Origin of the sequence: Streptoverticillium olivoreticuli subsp. olivoreticuli (genome assembly GCF_003391135.1) — a bacterium.
Taxonomy (GTDB): Bacteria; Actinomycetota; Actinomycetes; order Streptomycetales; family Streptomycetaceae; genus Streptomyces; species Streptomyces blastmyceticus.
The window spans coordinates 1,629,694-1,644,334 of sequence record NZ_CP031455.1 but is presented as its reverse complement, the minus strand read 5'-3'; the positions used below and the strand labels follow the sequence as shown (position 1 = coordinate 1,644,334).

Below are 14,641 nucleotides of genomic sequence, written 5' to 3'. Positions count from 1 at the left end.
GGGGCGGCTCCCGGCGCGGTTCAACAGGCGTTGAAATAATGGTCCTTGGCGGCGTACAGTCCGAAGGGTCACCACTTGGTGAAGCTCTGTTCGCGGGCACGCGTGTGCCCGGAAGCCACCGACCATGGAGGCGCACATGCCGAACGGATCCGACGACGGGGTGGCCACCCCCGGAAACTTCGACTTCGAGGCTTTCTACCAAGGGGGAGTGCTGCCGGGGACCGACCTCGTCCTCGGCGTGGTGCCGTGGGACATCGGCGGACCGCAGCCGGTCCTGGTCGCGCTCGCGGAGGGCGGGCGGCTGTCCGGCGACATCCTCGACGCCGGCTGCGGGCTCGGCGAGAACGCGCTCTACCTCGCCGGGCGCGGTCACCGGGTGACCGGTTTCGACGCCGCGTCCGGCGCGCTGGAGCAGGCGCGGGCGCGCGCCGCCTCCCGTGGCCTCGACGTCACGTTCGTCCAGGCCGACGCCACCACCCTCGACGGTGTCCAGCAGGGATTCGACACCGTTGTCGACAGCGCGCTCTACCACTGCCTCGACGGCGCCCAGCGCGGCGCGTACTCCGCGGCGCTGCACCGCGTGACCCGCCCGGGCGCACAGCTGCACCTCTTCTGCTTCGCCGACGTCAAGTGGCCCGGATTCAGCCTGCCCGTGATGACCGTCGCCCAGGACGACCTGCGCACACACCTGGGCGAGCACTGGCGGATCAGCGGGATCGAGCTCGTGGACTATGTCACGGCCTTCACCCGTCAGTACCTCCAGGAACACCAGGGGGACCTGGAGAAGGCGGGCGTCAGCGTCGAGATCGACGCGTTGCGCACCGACGACGCGGGCAGGGTGGTGGCCCCCATGTGGCAACTGCACGCGGTACGCCGGTAGCCACCGGCCCTTTTGGCTCTCGCCCGGATCGCGGGCCGAGCCGACTTCCGTCGGCCGGCCCGCGATCACGTGTAAGGCCGCGTCGGCGGTCGTCGCACCATCCCGGTCGGCGCTCGCTTCACCCCCGCGCGGCCACATGCCGGGCCACGCACTCGGTGATGGCGGGGATCACCCCCGTCATCTCCGGGCGCCAGGCCGGGACGGCGTTGACCTCGCAGACGGTGTAGGAGTCGGCGGAGTCGAAGAGGAGGTCCACCCCCGCGATGACGAGGCCGACGCTCTTGGCGGCCTGGACCGCCAGCGTCTCGGCCTCGGGGTAGCGGCCGTGGCAGAGCTCGGCGCGGCCGCCGCGCGCGAGGTTGGAGGCGAGGGCCCCGTCCCGGGACGTGCGGACCTCCGCGGCGACGGGCTCGCCGTCCACGACGACCACGCGCAGGTCACGGCCGTGGGACGGGGCCACGTACTCCTGGAAGAGGTAGGGCACCTCGTGCGCGAGGCTCCCGGCCACGTCGTGCAGCAGGCGGGTGTCCGGGGCGAGGAACACCCCGTTGCCGCCCAGCCCGTTGACGGATTTGACCACGCACGGCATGTCGAGAGCGGCACCGCGGATGACACCCGGGAGGGGAGCGGTGGCGTAGGACAGGGAATCGGGCACGGGCAGCCCGGCCAGGGCCAGCTCCTGCAGCTGCCAGAACTTGTTGTGGCACGTGAGCTGGGCCTCCAGCGGGTTGAGGAGCGTGGCGCCCATGCGCTCCAGGTGCCGCAGGAGGGTCACCTCACGGTCGTGGTGCTGGGTGCCGGGCACCTGGCGCACGCAGACCACGCTCGGCGCGGGCACGTCCAGGCCGGCCAGCGTGCGCAGGAACAGCCGCCCCTCGCGCACGCCGAAGAGCAGCTCGTCGGTGCGCCAGACGGCGAACCGCGGCCCGTGGATCTCCCCGAGCGCGGCGGCCAGTTCCCCGGTCGAGCGCTTCAGGGGCGCCGGGTGCGCCCGCGCCAGCATCCACACATCGGCAGGATTCCGGATCACCGACTGCGCCATCTGCCTGCCTTCGTTCACGTCAACCCCAAGGACCTGCAAGAACCTCTCCCCGGACCCCCGTCCTGAAACACGCGGCCGAAAGAGGGCCGTCGGTCGGCGCCGGGGCTTCTCGGCGGCCTCGTCCCCGGCTACGGTGCCCCGCGCCCGGCCGTCGGACGACGGTGACCTTCGGACCCAGGGAGGGAGGCGGGCATGACCGACGGCACGCTCTACGAGAGTATCGGCCCGGGATACGCCCGCACGCGCCGCCCCGACCCACGCATCGCCGCACGCGTCCGCAGCGCCCTGCGGGGCGCCCGGACCCTGCTCAACGTGGGCGCGGGAACCGGAAATTACGAGCCCGACGACCGCACCGTCGTCGCGGTCGAGCCCGCCGCGGCGATGCTGGCCCAGCGGCCGCCCGGCGCCGCCCCGGCGGTACGGGCCGTGGTGGAGGCCCTGCCCTTCGGCGACACCGCCTTCGACGCGGCGCTCGCCACCTTCACCGTGCACCTGTGGCGCGACGTGGCCGCGGGCCTGGCCGAGCTGCGCAGAGTGGCCCGGCGGCAGGTCATCCTCATGACCGAACCGGAGATCGGCCACCGGTTCTGGCTGACCCGCTACTTCCCCGAGACGCTCACACTGCCCAGCGAGGCCCACGCCCCCGCCGTCGCCGACATCCGCGAGCACCTGAGCGTACGGGCGGTCGAGGCCGTACCGGTGCCCGCCGACTGCACCGACGGGTTCGTCGGCGCCTACTGGAACCGGCCGGAGGCGTTCCTCGACCCCGCCGTCCGCGCGGGGATGTCCATCCTCGCCCAGCTCCCGCCCGCGGCCGCCGCGCGCGGGGTCCGGCGGCTGCGGACCGACCTCGCGCGCGGCGCGTGGGACGCCCGGTACGGACATCTCCGCACACTGCGGACGTACGACTACGGCTACCGGCTCGTCGTGGCGGGCGAGCAGGGCTGAACCGGCTTGCCCTTGCCGTACAGCCATGTGGCGAGGGCGGGCCCCGCGTCCCTGGGGGAGACCGTACCGGCAAGGGCGGTGAACTCCTCCGTCGTGCCGTGCCCGTCGCGGTGCCGCCCCGCCCAGGCGCGCAGCAGGCGGAAGAACGCCCGGTCGCCGACGACGGTGCGGACCGCGTGCAGCGCCATCGCCCCGCGGTCGTACACCGGGGCGTCGAAGAGGTGCGAGAAGTCGCCGGGGACGGCGGGCGGGAAGGCCCATATGGGATCGCTCGCCGGCTTGGCGCAATCGGCGTCGAACGCCTGCTGGGCGCCGATCCCGCCGTGCTGCTCGGCCCACAGCCACTCCGCGTAGGTGGCGAAGCCCTCGTTGAGCCACACGTCCTGCCACCGGGCGAGGCTGACGGAGTCCCCGAACCACTGGTGCGCCGTCTCGTGCACCAGCGTGACGATCTCGGGCGCGTGGGCGTACAGCGGTCTGGTCTGCGTCTCCAGGGCCGTGTACGGGATCTGCGGCGCGTGGTCCACGATCGCGCCGGCGGCGCCGAACGGGTAGGGGCCGAAGAGCCGGCTCTCCCAGTCGACGACCTCCGGCAGCCGTTTGAGCACGGGGGCCGAGGCGGCCGCCTCGCGCGGATCCACCGCGGTGAAGACCGGCAGCCCCGAGGGCGTGCGATAGCTCTCGGTGCTGAACTTCCCGATGGTGGCCGTGGCGAGATAGCCCGCCATCGGCTCGGGGCTGTGCCAGCGGAAGGTGGTGCGGCCCTGCCGGGTGCTCTGTCCGGTGAGCGTGCCGTTGGCGACCGCGGTGTAGCCCTCGGGCACGGTGATGGTGAAGTCGAACGCGGCCTTGTCCAACGGGTGGTTGTTCAGCGGGAACCAGGTGCGGCTGCCCTGCGGCTCCCCGGCCACGAAGGCGCCGTCGTCGGTGATGTTCCAGCCGTCGTACGGATCCCCGGGCACATTGATCGCCCGCGGGGAGCCGTCGTAGTCCACCGTGACCCGGAAGACCTCGCCGCGGCGCAGCGGGGCGCGCGGGGTGACGATCAGCTCCTGGCCGACGCGGTGGAACGCGGCGGGTGCCGCGCCGACCCGCACGGACCGGACGGTGAGCCCGGACAGGTCCAGGTCGAAGCGGGAGAGGTTCTGGGTGGCGCGCGCGGTGACCACCGCCCGGCCGTCGAGATGGGTGTCGGCCGGTGTGTAGGCGAGGGTGAGGCCGTAGTGCAGGGCGTGGTAACCGCCGTTGCCGTCCAGGGGGAAGAACGGGTCGCCGAGGCCGGGGGCCCCGGCCGAGGGCGGGTCGGGCGGCGGGCCCGCCGGAGCGGCCCCTGTCGCGGCGGTCAGGGCGACCACGGTGGTGAGGGAGACGAGAGTGCCACGGAAAGCGTTCACGGACCTTCCTTCCGGTCGTCGGCGCCGACGTGACACTGCCCGTCCCGGCGCCTCAGAACGCGGAGTTGGCGAACCAGCGTGTCAGGAGGTCCTCGTTCCCGGACACCTCGAAGGCGTCCGAGGAGCGGTCCCGGCGGCCGTACAGGAGCAGCAGCAGGTCCGCCGCGGCGCCCTGAACGGTGGCGTCGGCGTGCGCGCCGGCCGCGGCGTCCGGTTCGAGCCCGAAGCCGTCGGGGCGCAGGCGGACCAGCCAGTCGCCGCCGGTGTCGGTGCTCGCGAAGCGCAGGGTCTCACCGTCGCCCCGCAGGTCGGCCACCTTGGGGGCGAAGAAGGCCGCGTACGGCAGGTTGACCAGGAACTCGTCCACGGCGTCCGTCGCGAGGCCGCTGTCGATCACGGACGGGACGCCGGCGGCGGCTTCCGCGTCCGTGCGGTGGACCAGCGTCTCGATCATCATCCGCCGCACCCAGAACCTGGCGTGCTGATCGGCGCCCCACGCCCACATCGGCGCATCCGCGTCGACGGTCGTGAACGCGCTCGCCGCCACCTCGGCGCTCGCCGTGAGCCAGTCGGCGTAACCGCTCTCCAGGTCCGGGAGCTCCAGCTCCACGTCACGGCTCCGCGGCCGCTCCTGGACGCACTGGCGCAGGAGGACGGAGAACCAGCGCTGGACGCTGCCGGTGTGCTTGACGAGGTCGGCGAGCGTCCAGCCGGGGCAGCCGGGCACCGGCGTCGCCAGGTCGGCGCCCTTGACCAGGGCCACCATCCGCGCGGTGTCCGCCGCGATCGCCTCGCGGTGGACGGCGGGGGCGGACGCCCGGCCCGAATGATTCGACATATCCATGTTTTGCCGCGCTTTCCTGAGCCTTCGACCCGGCGTTCCGACGGGCCGGGCCTCTGCGCGCAGCCTGCCACAGGCCCGGGGAGCCCTCACGCCCGGGACCGCCCGGGTCGCCTTCGCGGCGCGGTCATCCCTCCAGCACCGCGCGCGCGAGGTCGAGGCCCAGGTCGTGGGTGCGGTGGACCGGGAGGCCGACGTCGGTGTACCAGTCGTCGGTGGCCTCCGGGTGCGGCCCCACGACCCCGACGCGGCCCGCGCCGAACGGGGTGACGAGCGCGGCGACCGTGCCGTTGGTGTAGGTGGCCAGGACCGTCGCGTCCGCGCCGCTGTCGAGCAGGAACTGCGGGCCGTCCTGGAAGAACAGGGTGCGCCGCAGGCCGCGCCAGTCCACGTCGACCAGGGTGTTGCTCTCGTCGTGGACCGTGGCGCCCGGCGAGCAGATGTACTGGTCGGTGTCGCCGGGCAGCAGGCCGAACCCCGGGGTGGCCCCGGCCAGATAGCCGCCGAGGCAGAAGCCCAGATAGCGGCCGCCGCCGTGGACGTAACCGCGGATCGCGTCGCGCTGCCGCCCGAGGTGCCGGAAGGCGTGGGACAGTGTGCCGCCGCCCGGCTGGGCGTACACCCGGGCCTGGGCCAGCGATTCGGCCGACAGCGGCACCGCCTCGCGCGGGCCGGTGTAGCGGATGTCCAGGTCCCACGGCCCGGCGGCGAGCAGCTCGGCCACCGCTTCGGGGCAGCCGGGCAGGGAGGCCGGCCCGCGGTAGACCAGCGCCAGCGGGCGCTGCCCGGCGGCCAGGACGGGGGCGTCGCCGGGCGCGCGGTCGGGGGTGCTCCGGGTGCCGAAGGCCCGGCGGAGCGAGTCGAGGATGCCGTTGGGTGCCATGAGTGCCTCATCGCCCCGTGCCGAAGCGGCGGCTACCGGCGGCGGGGTGCGAGCACGCGCTCACGGCCGGCGTCCCGGTGGTTCACGCCCTGGGCCGGGATGCCGCGCCAACTCGTGCCCGGCGTGAGGTACTCGCCCTTCATCAGCAGCGACAGCGCGTCGAGCCAGACACCCTCGCCGACCACGCCGTCGTAGAGCACGATCGCCCGGGTGCCGATGCTGGTGCCCGCCTGGACGGTGACCGTCGACATCTTCATGACACGGTCTTCGAACAGGTGTGTCTGCAACGATACGCCCGTGCCCACCGCGGCGTCGTCGCCGATGTCCACCAGGTCGAACTCGGTGAGGTAGGTGGTGCTGATCCAGGTGCGCCTGCCGATGCGGGCGCCGAACCAGCGCAGCACCGGCGGCAGGAACGGGGTCCCGGTCAAGGTGCCCACCCCGGCCGGTACGGCGGCCGCCTCGAAGAGACCGGTCACGAACTCCGTACGCCGTACGAACCAGCTCCACAAAGGTTCGACCCGCGGCCGGTAGACCCCGGCGACCAGGCGCTTGACCACCGCGCAGTACGCGATCACCGCGAGCCCCGCGCTCATCAGCAGGACCGGCGAGGCGAGGACGGGAAGCGCCAGGCCCGGCAGGCGGACCACGTCGGACAGCGTCAGCACGTACAGAAAGGCGCTCGTGCCGAGCACGGAGGCGGGCATGGTGGCGCGGAAGAACTCGATGCCCAGCCGCCGGCGCACCGCCTTCCGGGTCGGCGCGAACGTCAGGTCCTCGGGGAACGAACCGCTGCTCTGGCGCACCGGCAGGTGGATCGCGGGCGACCCCAGCCACGAGGTGCCCGCGGGCACGCCGTCCCGCGGTGGCACCGTGCCCACGCCGACGAGGGAACCCGGGCCCGTCCGGGTGCCCGCCGGTACGAACGCGGCATTGCCGACGAACGCCCGCCGGCCCACCTCGGTGGGCCCGAACGAGACCCGCCCGGCCGCGAAGGAGGCGGCACCGACGCTGGCCATGTCCGCGATGAAACTGCCCTCGCCGAGGGTGAGCAGGTCCGGGTCGAGGTGCGCGGCGGTGGAGACCTCGGCGCCCCGGCCGATCCGCGCGCCGAGGAGTCGCAGCCACGGCACGGTGTAGAGCGTGGCGTAGAGCGAGTTGGTGAACGTCAGGCTGAACTCCAGCAGCTTGTCCGCCATCCACTTGCGCACGCCGAGCGCGGACCGCAGCGGGCGGACACCGACCGGGACCGTCGGCAGGACCAGGCGCTTGCCCACGGCGACCACGCAGCACACCGTCAGCACGTACACCGGGCCGGACAGCGCCGAGACGAGGAGCGCCGCCCAGCTGTCCCAGGCCAGCAGGGCCCACCAGACCAGCGCCAGGCTCGGCACGATCACCGCGGGCACGACGGCCTCCAGGGCCGCGAGACCCAGCAGCGCGGCGGCGAGGTGGCGCGGCCGCCACCGCCCCACGTCGCCGTCGGCGCGCAGCATGGCCTCCACATCGGGGGCGAGCGCGTCGGTCGGGCCCGGCGGTGACCCGGCCCAGCGCGCACCGGAGGGAATCGCCTCGCCCTGGCCGATCACCGACTGCTCGCCGAGCCCCGACCCGGCCTCCATGCGGGCGCCGGGTTCGAGGACCGCGTTGGCGCCCACGTAGCACCGCGCGCCGATCTCGATCGGCGCGACCGTCACCCAGCCGTCCGCCACCCGCCACGGACGCAGGGTGGCGCCGTAACCGACCGAGGAATCCCCGCCGATGCGCAGCAGCGCGGGCACCGCCACGGCGTTCGTGGCGATCGTGGTACGGGGCCCGACGCGCGCGCCGAGCAGGCGCAGATACGCCGCCATCATGGGCGAACCGCTCAGCACCGGCAGCGGGCTGACGCTCAGCAGCAGGCCCAGCGCCCACAGCCGGAGGTACGTCCTGCCCCACAGGCGGTAGCGGCCCGGCCGGATGCCCGCCGCCAGCGGGCGTGCGAGCACCACCGGCACGACCCAGCGCACACAGAGGTAGCTGATCAGCACGCCCAACCCGGCCTGCACGGACGACCGGAAGGAGAGCTGGCCCCCGTTCCGGTCGAGCACCCAGGCCAGCGGCAGCGTGAAGGAGAGCAGCAGCAGATAGATCACCCCCGCCTGGGCCGCCCCCGCGGCCGCGATCCGCCCGCCGCCGTGGCGGATCGGCTCCGGGCGTGGCGGCCCGGCCGGCGGCGCGGTGTCCGGCGCCGCGCCCAGCAGGGCCGCGAGGCCGCGCACCGTCGGGTTGGCGTAGAGGTCGCGCAGGGTGGGCGCGCCGACGCCCCGGCCGCGCAGCAGCGACACGACGCGCGCCGCGAGCAGGGAGTGACCGCCGAGATCGGTGAAGAAGTCCGCCTCCGCCGACAGCGACGCCGGCCCGACGCCGAACACCTCCGCCCAGGCGTCCCGCACCTGCTCCTCCAACTCGCCCCGGGGGGCCACCACTTGACCGCCGCCCACCAGGCGGCGGCCGGTCGGCGCGGGCAGCCGCCGCCGGTCCACCTTGCCGCTCGGCATGGCGGGCAGCTCGGCGAGGATGTCCAGGAAGGACGGCACCATATAAGCGGGCAGCCTGCGCCGCGCGTGCTCGTGCAGCCGGGAGACGAGCGCCTCGTCCGTGTCCGAGCCGTCCACCGAGCGCACCACGTAGGCGGACAGCTCGCCGGCGCCGCCCTCCGCGTCCGGCGCGGGCACCAGCGCGGTGGCCGCCTCGGCCACGCCGGGGTCCTCCAGCAGCACGTTGTCGATCTCGCCGAGGTCGACCCGGTGCCCCCGCACCTTCACCTCGGCGTCGGCCCGGCCCAGGTACTCGAACTCCCCGTCCGCGTCCCTGCGGCCCAGGTCGCCCGTGCGGTAGAGCCTGCCGCCCGCCGGGGCCAGCGGGTGCTCGACGAACCGGTCGGCGGTCAGCTCCGGCCGCCCGACGTAACCACGGGCGACGCCGGGGCCGCCGACACAGATCTCCCCGACCGCGCCGTCGGGCACGGGCATGCGCCGCTCGTCGAGCAGCACCACCGTGTAGGTGGGCAGCGGCCTGCCGATGGTCACGGGCCGGCCCGGCAGCAGCTCCCCGCAGGTCGCCGTGACGGTGGCCTCGGTCGGCCCGTAGGTGTTGAGGATGCGCCGCCCCGGTCTGCTCCACCGCTCGACGAGCCGGGCCGGGCACGCCTCGCCGCCGACCATGATGCCGCGCAGGCGCGGCAGGTCCCGGGGGATCGTCGCCAGCAGCGTCGGCACGCAGTACAGCACCGTGATCCCGCGCTCCTCCAGCCAGTCCGCGAGCTCGGCGCCGAACCGCCCCGAGCCGGACGGGCCCGCCACGAGGGTCGCGCCGACCGCCCACGTCGGCCAGATCTCCTCGATGGAGAAGTCGAAGGAGATCGTCATGCCCTGGTGGACCCGGTCCTCGGGCCGTACGTCGTACAGCCCGGGGACGACGCGCAGGAAGTTGCAGATGCTCGACTGGGCGATCTGCACGCCCTTGGGCCTGCCGCTCGAACCGGAGGTGTACATGATGTACGCGAGCGGGTCGTCCTCCTCCCGGCCCGGCGGCGGGCGGGTGCGGGGTGCCGTCGCGAGCTCCTGCGCGCACGCGTCGAGGTCGAGCACGCGGCGGGCGAGCCCCGCGGTTCCCTGCGCGGCATCGGACGCGGTCAGCACCAGGTCGACGTCGGCGTCCTCGGCGATGTAGGAGACCCGGTCCGGCGGGGAGTCCGGATCGATCGGCACGAACGTCGCACCGGCCTTGCCCACCCCCAGCAGGGACGCGTACATCTCCACCGACCGCGGCACCAGGATCGCGACCCTCGACCCCGGGCCGATGCCGAGGCCGCGGAGGTGGTGCGCGAGCCGATTGGCGCGGGCGTCGAGTCCGGCGTAGGTCAGCCTGTGCCGCTCGCACTCCAGCGCCGTGGCCGACGGCGAGCGGTCACAGGCGGACTCGAACACCAGGTGCAGTCGCCTCGCGCCTGTGACCGGCCTGAACGTGGCCATGTTTCCATGGCAGCGCTGATCACGGGTGATCGCATCCTTGGGCGGGGGCGGTGCGATCGGTCAGCTCATGCGAGCGGGTGCGCGAGCCGGGCGAACAGCTCGGCCACGGTGGTGTCGGCGTCGGCGCCGGGGGAGAGGTTCAGGAAGCCGGTTCCGCGCGAACACCCCCACCCCGGCCTCGCGCAGCGCCTTCGTGCAAGCCAGACTTCACCTCGGTGGCGGGCGGCGCGACCTAGTTCACCAACACCGATCTCGGTGGCTACCACATCGCCTGCAACGCCGACATCGGCGAGGTGACCGTGGAGACGGTCGACGAGGCGGACGAGGTGGTCAACCGTTCCTCAACAGTGTCCAGGAGTGGGTCTTGGATCCATGTCCTGGAACTGCGCGCATCCCGAACGGTGTTGGGTGCGCTGGTTCCTCGCGTTTTCGTTGTCCCCGCCCGGCGACGCGCATCGTGTGCACGCTCCGTGGCGGGTGGGCGGGGTTCCTCACGCTCTCGGACAACTCGGTCGGCCTGGACGGTCCGATGCCCACGAAGATCGCTCCGGTCGTCGTGGGGCGGTGCCGTCCGTCGCCGGACCGGGTACCCGAGGGCGCGTCGCCCGATGGCGATGCTCGCGGCATCGTGACGGGACATCTTCCTGGTCTTGCTGGTCAGGGGTTTGCGCCAGTACTGGTCGCCCCAGATCGACGTGTACGCCGGGTCCACGGCGACGATCGCGAGGCCGAGTTCGGCGGCCATCGACACGATGCGGGCCTTGACTTTGCCGGTCGGGATTCCGGAGATCAGCTGCCGGAACCTCTTCCGTCGGCCGTGCTTCTCACGGGTCTTTTCCTGCGCGAAGTCCAGGTTCTCGATCCCGATCGCAGCGACACCGCACCGCTTGGCCCAGTGCAGGAGCCGGGTGAGGGCGTGCCGGATCTGTGCGTCCCGGTGGTCTGCCGACCCGGACAGGTCGAAGAAGAACCGGCGCGGGTCACCGGCAGGGTTGCCGTGCCCGTCGAGGCGGTAGGCGGCGAAGTGATCAGCGTTGGTGTCGACGCCGACCATGCCCTCTGCCCGTGCGCTGGCGAGCGGGATGGTCCGCACCGCGGGCCGCTGCCAGGACGCGGTGAGGTACCAGCGGCCCCGCTCCACGTCCAGGTGGATACGGTAGGCCACCGCCCGGTTGCCGCTGATCCGTTCGCGCCACTCCTCGCCTCGGTGCGCGAACGCGACCTTCGAGGCAAGGACGTACCGGCCATGGCGGGCGTTGGACAGGTGTGCCAGCGGAGCGGGCAGCTTGATGGACACCTCGCCGTCCGGGGTGACGCGAATCGTCTCGTTGCCCCACCGCTTCCCGCTCTCGCCGTCGGCGGCGAGGAACCAGCGCCCGGCTTCCCAGCGCCTGCGCCACTGGGCCTCGGTGAGCTGCGCGGCAGCCAGGTTGTGCCGGTTCCTGGCCATCTTCCGGCCACCGCGCACCACCCGCACCCGGCCCGATTCCCAGTCGGCGCGGGCCTGCTCCAAGCGGCCTTCCAGGCAAGCGAGACGGCGCGACTTGTGAAACCACTCTCCCTTCGGCCGGTAGCCGCCCAGGGCCCGCTTCGAGCCCTTCTCGCCGATCGGCAACGACAGCCTGTGCCGCAGCGTACGGATACCGGCCTCAAGATTGTGGATATGGGCGAGCAGACACCTGCGGGCCAGCGCCCATTGATCGTGGGTGGCCTTCGTGATCGCACCAGCGATACGAGAAGAGGACTGCTCGGTCAGCGACCGTTTCCGGGCCGCCCACTGGCCGTTGCCGTGATCGTTCCCGGCCCGGCAACGGACCTTGAGATCCCGGCAGGCCAGACGGCCCTGATACTCACCCACGACACGAAGGACTTTCTCATCCTCGGGAGTGAGGTGCTTGAGGCGGCCGCGTATCGCCACGCCGGACGGGCCGGCAACAACGAACGGATCACCGATCGGGCGGAGTCGATTCTTCTCAGCCATCGGCAGCAGCCGCCACCAGTTCGACGTTCATGCGGCCCAGCCGGTCTTTATGCTCCACCACCACGGTGGTCACAGCAGGGTCTGCCGACAGCTGACGCGCCTTCGTGCGGGCACCGTTCATGCCGGATGCGATCTCCGACTCAACGCGCACCACCTGGTGACCGGCCTTCGCCGCCCACTCCGACAACCGGGCCGCCTGCCGGGCGAGATCGCTCGTCTGGACATGCGAGGAGACACGGGCATACAAGCCAACGCCGCCGGTCACGGATGGCGACGTGTACGCGTCGATGTTTACCAGGATCGTGCGCGTCCCCACTCGCTCCGCAGGGACCGGCAACGTGCCCTCACGAAACCAGCGGTAGGCAATACGCGGGGCGATCCCCTGTGCGCGTGCCCAATCCGTCAGGTTCACACACAAGACGATACAGCACCCATGACACCCAAAATACGTTCATGGACACTTAGTTGAGATGTTCGCCACCCCCTCGGAGTGAAGGGGGTGGCGAGATCGGCGTGGTCGGGACGGCGGTGGCGGTGGCGAACGCGGTGCGGCACGCGACGGGGGTACGGGTGCGCGAGCTTCCCGTGCTCGTGGACGACGTTCTGCCACCACGCTGACGCGCTGTCTCCTCACCTGCCGCCGGGGGAGCGACGGGCGCGTGCTCTCAGTCCTGCCGGCTCGACGGCACGGGGAGTCGGGTCCGCGGCCCGCCCGCCGAGCCGGTGTTGAGCACGCCCGCCGGCTCCAGCAGCAGGATGGACGTCTCCTCCTCGGCCTTCGGGCAGTGTTCCGTGCCCCGCGGCACCACGAAGAGCTCACCGGGCTCCAGGACGACGTCCCCGTCCCTGAGCCGGATCGTGAGGCGGCCGCTGACGACCAGGAACAGCTCGTCCGTGTCGTCGTGGGTGTGCCAGACGAACTCGCCCTGAACCTTCGCGAGTTTGACCTCGTAGTCGTTGAGGTCGGCCACCTTCCGCTGTCCGCTGTGCCCAGTGGTCATGGAAGGCCGCGAGCTCCGCGGCGATGTTCACGGCTCGGGTGGTCGTGGTCATGGTGGTGCCTCCTGGCTCGTGGCCGGTGCTCCGGCCGGTGCCTCGAGGGTGCCGGGGCCGGCCACTCGCGGTCTTGTACGTTCCTTGCATGACCGGAGATCGTCCCCGCACGAAGATCAGCGCTTGGCGGCCGGCCGTGCCCGGCATCGCCGAGGTGTTCCACGCCCGGTTCGTCGACCACGCCTATCCGGCCCACACCCACGACACCTGGGCGCTGATGATCATCGACGCGGGCTCGGTCGAGTTCGCGCTCGACCGCCGCCGTCACGGCGCCACCGGGACGAGCGCCGTCGCACTGTTGCCGCCCGGGGTCCCGCACGACGGGCGGACCGTCACGGCGGCCGGGTTCCGCAAGCGCGTGCTCTACCTCGATGCGACGGTCCTCCCCGAGCGGTTCACCGGACCGGCGGCCGGGGTGCCCGTCCTCGGTGACGGCCCGCTGTGGCGGCGCATCCACGGGCTGCACGCGGCCCTCTCCCACGCCGGGGACGCCTTCGAGGCGGAGTCCCGGCTCTCCTTCGTCCGCGAGCGGCTCCACGGCCACCTCGACCGGCTCGCCGTCCTGCGCCCCGCCGGGCCCGGCCGCGAAGCGGGGCGCCTGGCAGCGCAGTTGCGCGACCTGCTCGATGCGCGGATGCGCGCGGGGGTCTCGCTCCAGGAAGCGGCCGGGATCCTGCAGGCCCACCCCACGCACCTCATCCGCTGCTTCAAGCAGACGTACGGGCTGCCGCCGCACGCCTATCTGACGGGCAAGCGGGTCGAGCGGGCGCGCTCGCTCCTGCTCTCCGGGCGGCGACCGGCGGAGGTCGCCACCGCCGTCGGCTTCTACGACCAATCACACCTGAATCGCCATTTCACCCGCCATGTCGGCACAACACCGTCCCGTTTCACGGCTGTCGGGAGGGCCTGAGGATCGGAGGCGGGGCCCTGGCGGGTGACCCTCTCAGCGCCTCCGGCACCCCTTTCGGGGGAACCGGGGCGCCCCTGGGAACCGGCGCGTCACGGTCGTACGTGACAGTGAAATCCCTTGAGTACAGCGCGAGATGGCTGTTCTCGGCCATGGGCGGACGCACCTCGCCCGCGCCCGTCGGCCGCTCCGCCCACAGGACCCGCCGCCGCGCCGCGGAAGCGCATATGCCGCGTTCCTCCAACCCGCCCACCAGCGCTTCCGCCACTGCTACCGTCGCGCGGCATGGAGCAGCTCTTCAGCCACGACGAACTCGCCCTTATCACGGCGGCCGCAGACGAAGCGGGCATGCCCCCGCGGGAGTGGGTCCGCTGCGCGGTCCTCCAGCACCTCACCGAGGATCCGTACGAGGAAGCGCACACCACCGCTTCCCGTACGCCCTACCGGCAGGATCTGGAGCACGCGGTGTGGCCGGTCACCTCCCACACCCGGTCCGGCAGGACCATGCACGAAGTGCACCACGCGGGCTGCTGGGTGCCGAAGGGCGGCGAGGAGACCCTCAGCACCGCGGAGGCGCGTGACGAACTCCTCGCGAGCAAGGCCCGGCCGTGCGACGCCTGCCTGCCGGAACGGTTCCTTACTCCCGCGTCGTAAGCGGCCCGTGAGGTCCGCACCACGTGTGCGCGGCGCCTGTCG

At 72.7% G+C, this 14,641-nt stretch carries 12 protein-coding genes; 4 read left to right on the top strand and 8 right to left on the bottom strand.

The window, feature by feature from the left end; all coding sequences use genetic code 11:
• Nucleotides 1-136 precede the first annotated feature (136 nt).
• The gene (locus DXZ73_RS07190) at nucleotides 137-880 is read left to right on the top strand and encodes a class I SAM-dependent methyltransferase (protein WP_116215467.1); all 744 of its coding nucleotides are present in this window, start codon (nucleotides 137-139) and stop codon (nucleotides 878-880) included.
• Nucleotides 881-998: 118 nt separating this feature from the next.
• Here the strand turns inward: DXZ73_RS07190 and DXZ73_RS07185 are convergent, their stop codons facing one another.
• Entirely contained in the window at nucleotides 999-1,940 is a 942-nt protein-coding gene (locus DXZ73_RS07185) for an ATP-grasp domain-containing protein (protein ID WP_240351252.1), read from the bottom strand.
• 174 nt (nucleotides 1,941-2,114) lie between these two features.
• Here DXZ73_RS07185 and DXZ73_RS07180 point away from each other — a divergent pair, with 174 nt between their 5' ends.
• Nucleotides 2,115-2,870 (top strand): class I SAM-dependent methyltransferase, encoded by a 756-nt coding sequence (locus DXZ73_RS07180; RefSeq protein ID WP_116210173.1) that lies wholly within the window; start codon nucleotides 2,115-2,117, stop codon nucleotides 2,868-2,870.
• On the opposite strand, the gene DXZ73_RS07175 is transcribed toward DXZ73_RS07180, so the two are convergent.
• The 7 genes from DXZ73_RS07175 to DXZ73_RS07145 all read right to left on the bottom strand — a co-directional run bounded on the left by DXZ73_RS07175 (nucleotide 2,837) and on the right by DXZ73_RS07145 (nucleotide 12,986).
• Nucleotides 2,837-4,264 carry a M1 family metallopeptidase gene (locus DXZ73_RS07175; protein WP_116210172.1) on the bottom strand — a complete coding sequence of 476 codons (1,428 nt, stop codon included), beginning with the start codon at nucleotides 4,262-4,264 and terminating at the stop codon, nucleotides 2,837-2,839. The two genes, DXZ73_RS07180 and DXZ73_RS07175, sit on opposite strands and share 34 nt — an antisense overlap.
• Nucleotides 4,265-4,316: 52 nt before the next feature.
• Nucleotides 4,317-5,102 carry a maleylpyruvate isomerase family mycothiol-dependent enzyme gene (locus DXZ73_RS07170; protein WP_240351251.1) on the bottom strand — a complete coding sequence of 262 codons (786 nt, stop codon included), beginning with the start codon at nucleotides 5,100-5,102 and terminating at the stop codon, nucleotides 4,317-4,319.
• A gap of 130 nt (nucleotides 5,103-5,232) precedes the next feature.
• Complete coding sequence (locus DXZ73_RS07165) at nucleotides 5,233-5,988, bottom strand: BPL-N domain-containing protein (protein ID WP_116210170.1); 756 nt, start codon at nucleotides 5,986-5,988, stop codon at nucleotides 5,233-5,235.
• Between the two features lie 32 nt (nucleotides 5,989-6,020).
• Complete coding sequence (locus tag DXZ73_RS07160) at nucleotides 6,021-10,004, bottom strand: Pls/PosA family non-ribosomal peptide synthetase (protein WP_116210169.1); 3,984 nt, start codon at nucleotides 10,002-10,004, stop codon at nucleotides 6,021-6,023.
• Nucleotides 10,005-10,263: 259 nt separating this feature from the next.
• Nucleotides 10,264-11,985, bottom strand: a complete 1,722-nt coding sequence (locus tag DXZ73_RS07155) for a transposase (RefSeq protein WP_240351250.1) — start codon at nucleotides 11,983-11,985, stop codon at nucleotides 10,264-10,266.
• Entirely contained in the window at nucleotides 11,978-12,397 is a 420-nt protein-coding gene (locus DXZ73_RS07150) for an IS607 family transposase (RefSeq protein ID WP_240351249.1), read from the bottom strand. The genes DXZ73_RS07155 and DXZ73_RS07150 overlap by 8 nt, the downstream gene beginning before the upstream one ends.
• A gap of 253 nt (nucleotides 12,398-12,650) precedes the next feature.
• Nucleotides 12,651-12,986, bottom strand: a complete 336-nt coding sequence (locus DXZ73_RS07145) for a cupin domain-containing protein (protein ID WP_240351248.1) — start codon at nucleotides 12,984-12,986, stop codon at nucleotides 12,651-12,653.
• A 140-nt stretch (nucleotides 12,987-13,126) separates the two neighbouring features.
• On the opposite strand from DXZ73_RS07145, the gene DXZ73_RS07140 reads away from it, so the two are divergent.
• Together DXZ73_RS07140 and DXZ73_RS07135 are read left to right on the top strand one after the other, a co-directional pair.
• Nucleotides 13,127-13,948 (top strand): helix-turn-helix domain-containing protein, encoded by an 822-nt coding sequence (locus DXZ73_RS07140; protein WP_116210168.1) that lies wholly within the window; start codon nucleotides 13,127-13,129, stop codon nucleotides 13,946-13,948.
• A 282-nt stretch (nucleotides 13,949-14,230) separates the two neighbouring features.
• The gene (locus tag DXZ73_RS07135; protein WP_116210167.1) at nucleotides 14,231-14,599 is read left to right on the top strand and encodes a DUF6233 domain-containing protein; all 369 of its coding nucleotides are present in this window, start codon (nucleotides 14,231-14,233) and stop codon (nucleotides 14,597-14,599) included.
• Nucleotides 14,600-14,641 lie beyond the last annotated feature (42 nt).